The organism is Halanaerobium sp., from assembly GCF_003070835.1.
Window position 1 is genome coordinate 1 of the sequence record NZ_QBLR01000088.1, and the last position, 13,182, is coordinate 13,182.

13 protein-coding genes and 1 riboswitch are annotated in these 13,182 nt (G+C 38.7%); of the genes, 4 read left to right on the top strand and 9 right to left on the bottom strand.

Features of this window, described 5'->3' with window-relative positions; all coding sequences use genetic code 11:
* The first annotated feature begins 412 nt into the window (after positions 1-412).
* The 4 genes from CI949_RS10240 to CI949_RS10255 all read left to right on the top strand — a co-directional run bounded on the left by CI949_RS10240 (position 413) and on the right by CI949_RS10255 (position 3,035).
* Entirely contained in the window at positions 413-970 is a 558-nt protein-coding gene (locus CI949_RS10240; RefSeq protein ID WP_108138202.1) for a LytTR family DNA-binding domain-containing protein, read from the top strand.
* Between the two features lie 10 nt (positions 971-980).
* Positions 981-1,403, top strand: a complete 423-nt coding sequence (locus CI949_RS10245; protein ID WP_108138204.1) for a hypothetical protein — start codon at positions 981-983, stop codon at positions 1,401-1,403.
* A gap of 1 nt (position 1,404) precedes the next feature.
* Positions 1,405-2,361 carry an alpha/beta hydrolase gene (locus CI949_RS10250; protein WP_290766009.1) on the top strand — a complete coding sequence of 319 codons (957 nt, stop codon included), beginning with the start codon at positions 1,405-1,407 and terminating at the stop codon, positions 2,359-2,361.
* A gap of 155 nt (positions 2,362-2,516) precedes the next feature.
* A complete protein-coding gene (locus CI949_RS10255) occupies positions 2,517-3,035 on the top strand; it encodes a TlpA disulfide reductase family protein (protein ID WP_108138208.1) in 519 nt (172 codons plus the stop codon).
* A gap of 136 nt (positions 3,036-3,171) precedes the next feature.
* On the opposite strand, the gene CI949_RS10260 is transcribed toward CI949_RS10255, so the two are convergent.
* The 9 genes from CI949_RS10260 to CI949_RS10300 all read right to left on the bottom strand — a co-directional run.
* Positions 3,172-4,488 (bottom strand): NCS2 family permease, encoded by a 1,317-nt coding sequence (locus tag CI949_RS10260; protein WP_108138210.1) that lies wholly within the window; start codon positions 4,486-4,488, stop codon positions 3,172-3,174.
* A gap of 202 nt (positions 4,489-4,690) precedes the next feature.
* Positions 4,691-4,790, bottom strand: a riboswitch (purine riboswitch).
* A 160-nt stretch (positions 4,791-4,950) separates the two neighbouring features.
* Positions 4,951-6,702 carry an adenine deaminase gene (gene ade / locus CI949_RS10265; protein WP_290766016.1) on the bottom strand — a complete coding sequence of 584 codons (1,752 nt, stop codon included), beginning with the start codon at positions 6,700-6,702 and terminating at the stop codon, positions 4,951-4,953.
* Between the two features lie 27 nt (positions 6,703-6,729).
* Positions 6,730-7,815 (bottom strand): alpha-hydroxy-acid oxidizing protein, encoded by a 1,086-nt coding sequence (locus CI949_RS10270; RefSeq protein WP_290766019.1) that lies wholly within the window; start codon positions 7,813-7,815, stop codon positions 6,730-6,732.
* 1 nt (position 7,816) lies between these two features.
* Complete coding sequence (locus CI949_RS10275) at positions 7,817-8,524, bottom strand: nucleoside-triphosphatase (protein ID WP_290766022.1); 708 nt, start codon at positions 8,522-8,524, stop codon at positions 7,817-7,819.
* Positions 8,524-9,525, bottom strand: a complete 1,002-nt coding sequence (locus CI949_RS10280) for a xanthine dehydrogenase family protein molybdopterin-binding subunit (RefSeq protein ID WP_108138218.1) — start codon at positions 9,523-9,525, stop codon at positions 8,524-8,526. The genes CI949_RS10275 and CI949_RS10280 overlap by 1 nt, the downstream gene beginning before the upstream one ends.
* Positions 9,525-10,871 (bottom strand): xanthine dehydrogenase family protein molybdopterin-binding subunit, encoded by a 1,347-nt coding sequence (locus tag CI949_RS10285; protein WP_108138220.1) that lies wholly within the window; start codon positions 10,869-10,871, stop codon positions 9,525-9,527. The genes CI949_RS10280 and CI949_RS10285 overlap by 1 nt, the downstream gene beginning before the upstream one ends.
* A complete protein-coding gene (locus tag CI949_RS10290; protein ID WP_108138222.1) occupies positions 10,864-11,349 on the bottom strand; it encodes a (2Fe-2S)-binding protein in 486 nt (161 codons plus the stop codon). The genes CI949_RS10285 and CI949_RS10290 overlap by 8 nt, the downstream gene beginning before the upstream one ends.
* Positions 11,349-12,263 (bottom strand): xanthine dehydrogenase family protein subunit M, encoded by a 915-nt coding sequence (locus CI949_RS10295; RefSeq protein ID WP_108138224.1) that lies wholly within the window; start codon positions 12,261-12,263, stop codon positions 11,349-11,351. The genes CI949_RS10290 and CI949_RS10295 overlap by 1 nt, the downstream gene beginning before the upstream one ends.
* Positions 12,202-13,182, bottom strand: a 981-nt coding sequence (locus CI949_RS10300; RefSeq protein WP_290766031.1) for an amidohydrolase family protein, incomplete at its 5' end; no start/stop codon positions are given. The genes CI949_RS10300 and CI949_RS10295, both read right to left, overlap by 62 nt.

Genomic DNA, 13,182 nt, shown 5'->3' on the forward strand with positions numbered 1-13,182 from the left:
ACCATTAATGTTAATATATGCCATTTGTATTACCCACACTAAATAGCGAAGAGCCAAATCTCTCCCCTTAATTTTTTTAAGTTATATTTTTTCTTATTATATAAGATCTTAGCTGAATATAAAAAGTTTTTAGCTAAAAGGTTAATCTCAAAGCCCGACTGGCCTTTAGAACAGGATAAGTTGTCTTAATTCATTTTGCCACTCACAGAATACGACTTAGACTCTCAAAACTGCGACTTAGCTAAAAGCTGTTTTTTAATTCTACAGGAAGTGATATTCTGTATTTAAGCAAAAAAGTAGCTTATCAGAAATAAAACTTTACTTTGGCTAACTTTTATTAATATAATTAAGATAATGTGTAATTTTTTGAAAATAATTCTAAAGCAAACAGAAAATCTGGAGGCAAATAATTATGAAAGTAAAATTGATCTGTTCTGATCCATACCAGCTTTTATTAAAAGATTTTTTGGAAGCCAGAGATTTTGAGATTTCCAAGCAGGCAGAGCTGGCACTGGTTGAAAATGGAGAGGAAATTCCTGAAAACGGAATCAGCATTGTTTTTAACCCTCAAAAAATTGAGCAGTTAATTTCATTTTTAGAAAATAAACTTTTAAATCAGGCTTCAGAAAAAGAAAAATCACTGCAGGATCATTTAATCGGTCAGCTGGATGAAAATTATGAAATTATAAATTATCAGGATATTATACTTTGTGCAGCTCAAAATAGCATTATCTATGCTCTAACCAAAGATAAAAAATATCGAGTTAAGGAAAAATTATATCAGCTGGAAGAAGAACTGGCTGTCGAAGGTTTTGTCAGAATCAACAAGTCAGAGATAGTTAATATTCTACATATAAAAGAAATTGTTCCCTGGTTTAATGGCCGCCTGCTGCTGAAATTAACTAATAAAAAGGAAGTTGAAGTTTCGCGCAGTTATGCTGGTGCTTTTAAAGACTATTTAGGTTTATAAGGAGGTAAGAATGGAAAAATTTAAAGATTACATTTATAATTTACTGCCTTCAGGCATGGTCGGGGTCGTAATTGCTTTTTTTGAAAATATATTTCTGAATCCAGACAGCAATTTAGCTGAATCAATTTTAATTTATTTTCTTTTTGGAGCTGTAATTGGAACTGTAAGTGAGCTTGCTGTATCCTGGACAATTTATAAGACCTCTTCAAAAAAATTGTCCTATTTGGCTGTTTTACTTGCAGATGGAATCTCTGTATTTTTACTTTTAATTGTTTTGGGAACTCAACAGGCTTATGGCTGGCAGGCAGTTTTAACTATTATTTTGATTACCGAAATTCTGGCATTATCTATAGCATTTTTTAACAATAAAAAATATCAAATTTTTAATCAAAGTTTAGAATCTAAAAAAGAAAACTTAAAAGGGAGAGAGTAAATTGAAAAAAATCTTAAAACGCGTTTTAATTATTGTGCCTTTAATTTTAATTGCTTTAGTCTCATTTATTGTTTTAAGCAGTTATTTTGAACACAAAGAGCTGATTGCTGAAGAAAAAGAAAAATATCCTGCCCCCGGCAAAATGGTAGAAGTAGATGGAACAGAGCTTCATGTCTATTCTGAAGGCCAGGGAGATCAAACTCTGGTTTTTATGTCCGGGCTGGGGACTGTTTCTCCCTACTATGACTTCAAGGTGCTTTTTGAAAAATTAGCAGCTGATTATCGAATTGTAGTAGTTGAAAGGGCTGGTTATGGCTGGAGTGAAATCAGTTCTGCTGACAGAGATCTAAAAACTGTACTTAATGAAACAAGAACAGCCTTAAAATTATCCGGAGAAAAAGCTCCCTATATTTTATTCCCTCATTCTCTAGCCGGGCTGGAAGCAATCTACTGGGCCAACCTGTATCCTGAGGAAATAGAAGCTATTATTGGTCTCGACCCTCTGGTCCCCGGGGTTATTGAAAAATCTGAAGAAGGACCATTTTTATCTCCTCTAATTACTTTTTTGACCAGGACCGGATTGGTTAGAAATCAGCCTGAAGTTTTCAACAATAATTTTGAAGCAGTTAAAAAGGAGCTTTTAACAGCAAAAGAAGCTCAAATTGCCCGAACAATATTTTATCGCCGGGTCCAGACTAAAAATATGTGGGAAGAAGTTGATATGGTGGAAAGTAACTCTCAATTAGTTTCTAAGCAAGATAAATCAGGAGTACCTTTTTCTGCTTTTATTTCCAGCCAAAATGAAAAAGATTACTGGCAGAAAAGTATAACTTCTTATGCCCGAGCAACTAATGGTCAGACTTTTATTTTAGATGGAAGCCACTATATCCACCTTGATTATCCTGAGTTAATTGCAGAAAAAAGTAAAGAAATCATTGAAAAAACAATTAAAAATTAAAGCTTTAATTTGCCGGCAGATAGATCCTAAAGAAAACTAATTTTAATCCATATCCCTTTTTTGCGATATTTTTATCTAAAAAACTGGAAATTTGAGTGCTTTACTTATATAATTATAATAACGAGAATATGAATTTTGAAATGGAGGGATAATTAGTGAAGAAAAAAATTTCTATAATCTTAATTGCGGCTCTAGTTTTAAGTGGACTATCAATCTTTTATTTTCAAAACTCGAGCCCGGCTGTAGTTCAGGCTGAGGTTGGAACAGAAACAGGTATGGAAGCTCCGGATTTCACTCTTAAGAATATGAATGATAAAGAAGTAAGTTTAAGTGATTACCGGGGGCAGAAAGTCTTTCTAAATTTCTGGGCCAGCTGGTGTCCTCCCTGTAGAGAAGAAATGCCAGATATGCAGAAGCTGCACGAAGAATATGGAGAAGAAGTGACCATTTTAGCTGTTAATATTGGTGAAAATAAATCAACAGCTGCTAATTTTATGATGCAGAACGGACTAAATTTTACGGTCCTTTTAGATACTGATAAGAGTACAGCCCAAAATTATTTGGTCAGAGGTATCCCAACCAGCTATTTTCTGAATGAAGATGGAATTATAACCAACAAAGTTGTCGGAGCAGTCAGCTATGAAAACATGCTTGAACTAAATGAAATAAAATAAAGTAATTTCAAACTGAAAAAAATCATTATAAACTCAAAAAAGCAGGCCTCGCAAAAATGAGAGCCTGCTTTTTCTAGATAAAATTATTGAAGCTATTTTTTAAATTTTAAATTTAATCTAGTTAGTTTAGTTTATCTTAATGAACTACAAAATATAGTACAAATACTATACCCAGAACATATACTAACCAGTGTACATCTTTACCTTTACCTGTAAAGAGCTTAACTATTGGATAAACAATAAATCCAAGTGCAATACCATTAGAGATTGAATATGTTAGAGGCATCGCAATCATGGCTACAAAGGCAGGCAGGATTTCTGTAAAGTCATCCCAGTCAAGCTTTGTAATATTAGTCATCATCATTGTACCTACAATAATTAAAGCAGGTGCTGTTGCTGCTCCAGGAACTATTCCAATTAATGGTTTAAAGAATAATGATAAGAAGAACAGAATAGAAACCACTACCCCAGTTAAACCTGTACGTCCACCTTCAGCTACACCAGAAGCAGACTCTACATAAGTAGTTACTGTACTTGTACCAAATAAAGCACCACCAGTAGTACCAATAGCATCAGCTAAAAGAGCTTTACTTGCTTTTGGTAAATCACCATTTTCATCTAAGTAACCAGCCTGCTGACTTACTCCAACTAAAGTTCCAGCTGTATCAAACATATCTACGAAGAGGAATGATAATAAAACTCCCATCATGCTGAAGCTCAAAGCTGACCCGATATCTAATTGGAATAATACTTCTGACCAGTCAGACATTTGCGGCATTGCAACTACACCATTGAAAGCCGGTGTTACCCCATTAATCCAACCAAAAGCTGTAGATGCCAGGATACCCCAGAGAAGAGCTCCTTTAATCCCTTTAGCATGTAAAACACCTGTAACAATCAAACCAAATAAAGCTACCAGACCAGGTCCTGTTAAAACACTTCCCATTGCAACTAATGTAGCCTGATCTGCTACGACTATTCCAGCATTCTGCAGTCCAATAAAGGCAATAAATAAACCAATACCTGTACTGATACCTGTTTTTAAAGCCATTGGAATACTATTAACAATCATTTCTCTAACAGGGGTCACACTCAAAATAATAAAAATAATACCTTCCAGGAATATAATTCCCAGTGCCGCCTGCCAGGTAACTCCCATTCCAATAACTACTGAATAAGCAAAAAATGCATTTAAGCCCATTCCAGAAGCCAGTGCAAAAGGATAATTAGTTAAAGCTGCCATCGCCAGAGTACCAAGCATTGCACCTAAAATTGTAGCAATGAATACTCCGTCAAAAGGCATTCCTGCATCACTTAAAATTGCAGGGTTAACAAAGATAATATAGGCCATTGTCATAAAGGTAGTAATCCCAGCGATAAGCTCAGTCTTCACATCAGTATTGTTTTCTTTTAACTTAAATATGTTTTCTAAAGTTCCATTATTATTACTCATTAATAAATACCCTCCTTATTTTTTTCTAGATATCTAAAAACAGAATCTAAAGTTTTCACCACCCCTCTATAAAATAGTAAAACCCGAGAAAATAGACTCCTGCTATGAGGAATCTATCTTCCCGGGTTAAAGTACCCCTTTAAGATAGCACATGTCAACCATGTCTAGATTCTGCTCTGATATTTTAAAATTATCTGGAGCAGTTCTAATCTACTTCCCTCATAGTTGTCAGTTATCGGCTGACAATAGAAACTTGTGAACCATATCATCACAATTATACGAGGCCTATTTAAATTTTATTTAAACTGATAATTATTTACATATTTTAAAGAATAATGATTTAACTTCAATTCCATCTATTATTATAGATAAACTTGAGCAGCTTGTCAATAAAGTTTTGAAGTCAGACCATAAAAATACATAAATACATTATTTTAAATAGGCTTTTAAGCTTTTAAAATTCTACTCAATTATTAACTCTACCTTTTCAAACTTACTTACATCAAATAAACCCTGGTCAGTTAATTTAAGTTCTGGAATCACAGTCAGAGCCATAAAGGAAAGGGTCATAAATGGTCCATCCCTGTTAACTCCAAGTCCATTTGCTATATCCCTCATTTTATTCAAACGATTTGCTACCTCTTTAACAGATTTAACTGCCATTAATCCTGCAACAGGAAGCGGCAGAGATTCTTCGACTTTGCCGTTAACAACAATCACCAGTCCACCCTGCATCTTTTCGATTTCTCGAACAGCAAGTTCCATATCTTTAGCTCCAACACCTGCTACAACTATATTGTGGGCATCATGGCCGATCGAAGTTGCAATCGCACCCCGTCGGAGACCAAAGTTGCGCAAAAGCCCCAGGCCAACATTGCCTGTTTTATGATGCCTTTCGACAACAGCCAGCTTAACAAGATTGTGTCCAATCAGCTCGATTGCAGGCGGCTCATCCTCGTATTCAGCTTCTGTATGATAAACTGATTCTCCTGTAACTACCTGATCTTTAATCAGTTCAATTACCCGATATTTTTTAGCAGCAGGTAGTCTAAAATCACTTTCAGAAATATCGCCAATTTTAACTGAGTTAAATATTTTTTCTTCAATTTCTTTATTCATAAAATCTTCTTTATCCAGAGAAATTTTATCATCAATAGACTTGAGCAGAGTTCCATCTTCAGCAACCAGTCTGCCGTCCTTATAAACCTTTTTGACTTCAAATTCTCGCAGATTATCAAAGACCAGTAGATCAGCTTTATAGTCGGGAGCAACTGCACCCAGTTTTTTAATTCCCAGTGCCTGAGCAGCATTGATAGTTGCCAGTTTAACAGCTCGCAGAGGTGAAAGACCATACTGAATTGCTTTTCGGACAGCAAAATCAATCTGACCCTCTTTAATTAAATCACCAGGATGCCTGTCATCAGTCGCAAACATAAAACGGGAAGAGTTGCTGCTGTTTACAGCCGGGAGCAAGCTGACTAAGTCTCGGGTTACTGAGCCCTCACGAATCATGATATACATTCCTTTAGAAACTTTTTCTCTGGCTTCCTCAGCCGTTGTTGCCTCATGATCAGCCTGAATTCCAGCCAGCAAATAGGCGTTTAAATCTTTTTCCGAAAGCCCGGGTGAATGACCATCCTTAAATAAATCTGAAGCCATTTCAATTTTATCCCAGATTCCCTTATCTCCACTAATAACCGATGGGAAATCCATTACCTCACCCAGACCAAAAATCCCCTCTTCATCGATCAGAGTTTTTAAGTCAGCGGCTGAAAGTTCTGCGCCTGAGTTTTCAAATTTTGAAGCCGGAACACAGGAAGGGAGCATTAGATTAAAATTCCAGGGCTGGGCATTACCAGCTTTGAGTAAATATCTAATCCCTGTCAGTCCTGCAACATTAGCAATCTCATGGGGATCAGCAACTATAGTCGTCGTCCCTCTGGGAATAATCACCCGGGCAAACTCATCAACATTGGTCATTGAGGATTCAAGATGAAGATGAGCGTCAATCAGACCGGGAGTTACAATTCTGCCTCCAAGATCAACCTCTTCTTTTCCTTCATAATCTCCAACTCCAATAATAATTCCATCAGCAACAGCAATATCATTTTCAATCAGTCTTTCATTAAAAACATCAACAATTGTTGCATTCTTAAAGACTTTATCTGCTTTTTCCAGACCGCGGGCCTGCCTTAATAATTCTTTTCTCAGCATAAACTCCCCCCTTTCTCTTTTCTTTTATCAGGCCAGTTTTAAAGCATCAAAATTGCAGCGGGTAACACAGAGTCCGCAGCCCGCACATTTTGCTGCCTCAATAACAATCTTATTATCATCATCAAGATAATTCGCATCATAAACACAGCTAGTAATACAGAGACGGCATCCGGTACAGTTTTCTCTAATAATCTCTGGGACTTTAGTTTTGTAATTTGCTTTTTCGGGTGCTTTCTTTTGAGCCATTCCTCTGATCTGATCTAAATTATCATAACCATGTTCTTCTAAGTACTGATCAATTTCTGCAGCAATTTTTCCATAAATTTTGGGTCCTTTTAAAATAGCGGCTGTACAGGTCTGAACTGCCTGAGCTCCAGCCATAATCATCTTAACAGCATCTTCTCCGGTAGAAATACCACCAACTGCTAGAACTGGTATCTCAACAGTTTTTACTGCCTGAAAAACAGCTCTTAAAGCCAGCGGGAATATTGCCTCTCCCGAAAGCCAGCCGTATCCATCTTCACTCCCCATCAGCGGTTTCCCACTGTCGATGTTAAAATCAAGGGTTGGACCAAAAGAGTTGATTAAAACCAGGCCATCAGCTCCTGCATCCTCAGCAGCTTTTGCAAATTTGGGGATGTCAATCTGGGGGCTTAATTTAACCATCACCGGTTTATCAGTTGCCTTTTTGGCAGCCTTAATACTCTCTACAACTGGTGAAGTATCACTGCCCAGATAATGAGTTGAAAGCTCAAAGGCATCTGCATAGGGATCTGTCTTTTGAACCAGCTCATTAATCTGATCGGCACTGTAACCAAGACCAACTATTACCGGCAGACCCAAATTTTTAATCTCAGGGTATTCATTTTTAAGCCAGTGCTCAGGTCCCATTTCTGACCAGAGCTCAGTATTCATAAAACCTCCTCTGGTCTGAGCCATATTGGGCCGCGGTACTTCAGCAGCCTCAGTCGAAATTGTTTTGGTTACTATTGCACCTGTTCCACCTTCTTTGGCTTTTTTAGCCATTTCAGCATCCTTGATTGGTGGTCCAGCTGCCGGCATTACCGGGTTTTTTAAAGTCATATCAAAAAGTTTAACACTTATATCAGCCATTTTATTCACTCTCCTGTTTGTATATTTTTAAATTTTCTAAAATCTTATTTAAGATCACTGCCCTCTGCTCCTGGTCACCCTCATTTAACTGATAAATCTCTATATCATTTCGCTGCCTGATTTTATCCAGAAATGGGTTCTCTTCAGCTTTTATAACTCCAATAACAATTTTTTCTGAAGCGAGTAGAGAAAAAACTTCTTCTTGAAATTTAGCGGCCTCTAATTCAAAGCGCCCCAGCTCATCCATAACTATCAGCTCAGCCGATTCTCTTAACAATTCAACCCCAAGATTATCAAAAACTTCAGCTTTTAGAGTAAATTTAGCTTCAGTATTTTCTCGATAGGCAAAAATTTTCGGATATCTTAATAATTTAAGTGATTTTCCTGCAGCTGCCGAAAGGCTTAAAGTCTCCGGTGCGCCATTGAAAATTTCAAAAGTTTCCTGACATCTTTTGGCCTCTGCCTGATCTTCCTTTACTTTTTCTGCAGCAGAAAACTCTGCAGGAGCCTGATTCTTTAATGCTTCTGTACCTTTTTCTTTTAACTCAGCTGCCTGCCTTAGCTCAAATAACAGCGGCTTACCATCTGCCGCATTAATTCTCGCCACTGAAAACCCAGCTGTTTTTAGATCGAGTTCCTGAAGCAGCCGGGCCAGCAGTGTTGACTTACCGACCCCTTTAGCTCCAGTAATTAAATAATTATTTGCCATTAGCTATTTTCTTCCTTCTCTTTTTCCTTCAGAGCTTTTTTAATTTTAGAAGGACTGATCGGCAGCTCAAAAAATCTGACTCCAATTGCATCATAAACTGCATTGGCCAGTGCCGGTGCTGCCGCAATTAAAGTTGGCTCTCCAACACCTTTGGCCCCAAATGGTCCTTCAGAGTCCTCTTCTTCAACCAGATAATGTTTAAATTTAGGAACATCAACACTTGTCGGCACCAGGTAGTCTGTCATGCCTGCATTTAGGGTCTTACCATTGCGGATCACCTGGTCTTCCATCATTCCCATACCAAGTCCCTGAACTGTTCCACCTTCAATCTGACCTTCAACATTTTTAGGATTAATTGCTTTCCCAAGATCAATAGCAGAATAAACATCTAAAAGATCAATAGTTCCCGTATCAGTATCAATTTCAATATCAATCACCTGAGAAAGAAATGTATAGGCTACATAAACTTTATCAGCCTGTCCGTTTTCATCCGGACTGTAAGTTACAGGAAAGAAACTTCCCTCGGCTTCCAGTTTTTCGCCTCTTTCTTTAACTCTCTCAGCCATTTCCCAGTAGCTTATATAATCATCAGGGTCATCATACATATAAATTCTGCCGTCTTCAATCGCTATCTCAGGATGGTTGCTGCGGAACTCCAGACTGCCGTAGTGGTAAAGATTGGCCAGCATATCTTCTGCTGCTTTTTTTACAGCATTACCGGTAAAATAGGTCTGTCTGGTAGCAGAAGTTGAACCCGAATTTTTCGTTTTATGGGTATCACCCTGTACCACCTCAAAGTAGTTAGGATTGATTCTTAAAATCTCAGCTGCAATCTGAATCACTGTAGTAATTACTCCCTGACCAACATCTGCAGCAGCAGTTCTGATTACTATCCGCTCGTCTTCTTTAATTTCTATTGAGGCAATTGAATGGTCAGGAAATCCCTCTCCATAACCAAAACCAAACATAATTGTTGCCATTCCTCGTCCAAATTTTTTCATTATTTTCTGCCCCCTTTCCAGTCACTGAGCTCCATCACTCTTTTAATTGTTTCTTCTGCATTTACACTGTGAGTAAGCTGCTGACCGTTAGGAGTTATTGAATCCTTTTGGTAAATATTTTTTAGTCTAAATTCTGCGGGATCTATATTTAATTTATGAGCCAGAATATCCATCTGCTGCTCATAGGCGAAAGCTCCCTGAGCAGTACCAAAACCGCGCATCGCACCGGCATAGGTGTTATTTGTATAAACAGCATGAGAAACTCCACGCAGATTAGGGCAGTTATAAGGCCCTGTAGCATGATACATCCCTTTGTGCACAACCGCTGGCCCACTGGAAGCATAGGCTCCCGTATCTCCAACAAACTTGGTCTCCCAGGCTGTTAAATAACCATCCCGGTCAACACCAGTTTTATTAATAATTGTAATTGGATGGCGCTTGGATTGGGTAATCATTGACTCTTCTCTGGTAAAACAGAGTTTAACCGGTCTACCAGTCCGCATGGCTGCTATTGCCAGGTGAATATGAACTGAAACATCCTCTTTTTTACCAAAGGCTCCTCCAATTGTTGGCTGGATTATCCTAACCTGATCCTTAGAGAGACGCAGTGACTGGGCAACATCAGCCTGAGTATCATGCAGCCACTGGGTTGCAGCCCAGATATCAACTACTCCGTGCCGCTCATCATAGAGGGCAACTCCAGCTTCATTCTGCATCGGCAGCTGATCGATAAACTGTGTCTGATAGCGATTTTCTTCTACAATGGCTGAATTTTTAAAAGCTTCATCAACATCGCCCCGATTTAAATGATGGGTAATTACTATATTTCCATCAGGGTGAATATTTGGAGCATCAGCTTCCATGGCTCGGAAGGGATCAGTAATCACTTCTAATTCTTCTACTTTAACCTGAATTAAATCTCTGGCTTTTTTTGCGGCCTCTTTAGTTTCGGCAACTATAATCGCCAGAGCATCCCCCATATAGCGCATCTTTTCTCCGGGTGCAATTAAAACCGGCTGGTCTCTAATAATAAGGCCGAACTGCCTTACATCCGGAATATCTTCAGCAACAATGATATCAACTACTCCCTGAACTTTTTTAGCTCGAGAAATATCAATATCTTTTAAAATTGCATGGGGGTGAACTGCCCTTTTGATTTTAATATGCAGCATATCATCAAAGCTGATGTCATCAGGATAAACTGCCTCTCCAGTTACTTTATCCCAGGCATCTGCTTTCAAAATATCATGCCCGACAAAACGTTTGCTCTTTTTTACTCCTTCAATTGTACAGCGAGTAGTATGTTTACAGAAATAATCTTTAATTCTCTTATTCTGATCAGTCATTACTATCACTTCCTTCAACTGCAAGTTTATCTGCTGCCAGCATTACAGCATCGATAATCTTTGCATAACCGGTACAGCGGCAGATATTGCCGGAAAGACCATAGCGGACTTCTTTTTCTGTTGGTTTAGGTTTTTCATCCAGCAGTCTTTTGCTTGCCAGAACCATTCCTGGAATACAGTAACCACACTGCACTGCACCGGCTTCCACAAATGATTCCTGAATTGGATGCAAATCATCCTTTGTGCCCAGCCCTTCTACGGTTACAATCTCAGCCTGATCGGCCTGGGGAGCAGGTACCAAACAGGAAGCGGTCAGTTCTCCATTCATAATTACAGTACAGGCACCACATTCACCTTTACCACAGCCTTCTTTGACACCGGTTAGCCCTAAATCTTCTCTCAACAGATCGAGCAGCCTGGTATAGGGAGTAACTTCCAATTCTCTTTTGGCTCCATTAACTGTTATAGTTATCTGCATCAGCTGCTCACCTTCCTTTCTATTTCATTTAAAGCTCTAACCATCACATCTACTGCCACATCTTCTCGATATTCTTTAGTTCCTCTTAAGTCATCTATCGGATTGATACTGGATTTAACTTCTTTTCCCAGCGCTTTATAATCAAGGTCTTTAAGTGTTTGATCAATCATCACCGCTTCTATCCCCTTAAGCCTGACTGGAGTTGGAGCAACTGAACCCATTGCCACACCAGCTTTAACTATTTTTTCTCCTTCAAACTCCATTACAACAGCAAGGGTCAGAGTAGAAATAACAAGGGCTTTGCGGCGGCCAACCTTAATCCAGGCACCCTCTCTCTTATTTTCAGTCATCGGAATTATAATCTCTGTTAAAAGCTCATCTGCTTCCATTAAGTTTCTTTTAGGACCGGTAAAGAAATCTTCTGCCTTAACAATTCTTTCTCCAGCCTCTGTCTGCAGTTTGAAACTTGCCTCATAGCTTAATAGTGGTGCTAAAAGATCTCCTGCAGGGGAAGATGTACAGATATTACCTCCAATTGTACCTCTGCTTCTTATTTGAGGTGAACCAACATCTTCTGCTGCAGCAGCCAACACCGGCAATTTATCCTTAATTAAATCTGAATCCATTAAATCCAGGTGAGTTACCATGGCTCCAATATGCAATTTGTTGTCTTTAACCTTAATTTCTTTGAGCTCATCCAGCTTTACCAAATCCAGCCAGTATTCAATCTCATGCAGTTTTTCATAATTTGCTACCAGTAAATCTGTAGATCCTGCTGCCACTTTGAGCTCTTCTTTATATTCAGCTTTTATTTCCAGAGCTTTTTGAAGATTTTCTGGCTGAAAGTATTCTTTAAAATCTGCGCCAGAAATCGTCTGCCTGTTCTCCTGTTTCATAGGTGATTTTCTCATCATCAACTACCTGCACCTCCCGATTTTCCATTAAGATTCTTCCTTTTACAATTGTTGTATCAACCATACCCCCATTAATCCCAAATAAGATATGGGCATAAGTATTATCACTGTTGATCGCAGTTGGCGGCTTATAATCTACCACAATAATATCTGCTGCCGCTCCCTCTTTTAAAACTCCCAGCTGAGGTCCAAAAGTCTCAGTTGCCAGCTGAGCATTGGTTTTAAAAACCATCTGAGGTATTTCAGTCCAGCCGAGACGAGGATCCCGATTCTGATGCTTGAGCATTAAATTGGCGAACTTAATGCTCTCAAACATATCAGTTGTATAACCATCTGTTCCGAGACCTACTTTTAAACCTTTAGCCAGCGCTTCTTTTAAAGGGGCTGCTCCTACAGCATTTCCCATATTTGATTCCGGGTTATTGATTAGATAACAGTCATTATCTCTTAAGATCTCCAGTTCACCTTCCTGTAGATGCACTCCATGAATGGCCATTGTTCCCGGCCGCCAGATGTTATACTGATCAAGACGCTTAACCGCTCCATTGTAGCCGCGTAATCGGCTGTCTTCTAAATCAGTTCGTCCTTCAGCTACATGAATATGAAAACTACTGTCCAACTCATCTGCCAGATCTGAAACCTGCTCTAAAGTTTCATCCTCTAAGGTAAAAGAAGCATGTAAGCCAATTCTACCATTTAAGTGGTCCATATCTTTCTCCCTAATCTTTCGTAAAAAACTTTCGCTTTCTGTAATTGAATCCTGAGACTGCTCCGGTCCATTGCGGTCAGAAATCTCATAACAGAGATCAGCTCGAATTCCGAGTTCTTCTACAGCTTTAGCAATTAAATCAAGACTGTATCTAACCTGCCCGTAGCTTGCGTGGTGATCAAAAACTGTAGTTACCCCCTGTTTTAAGCC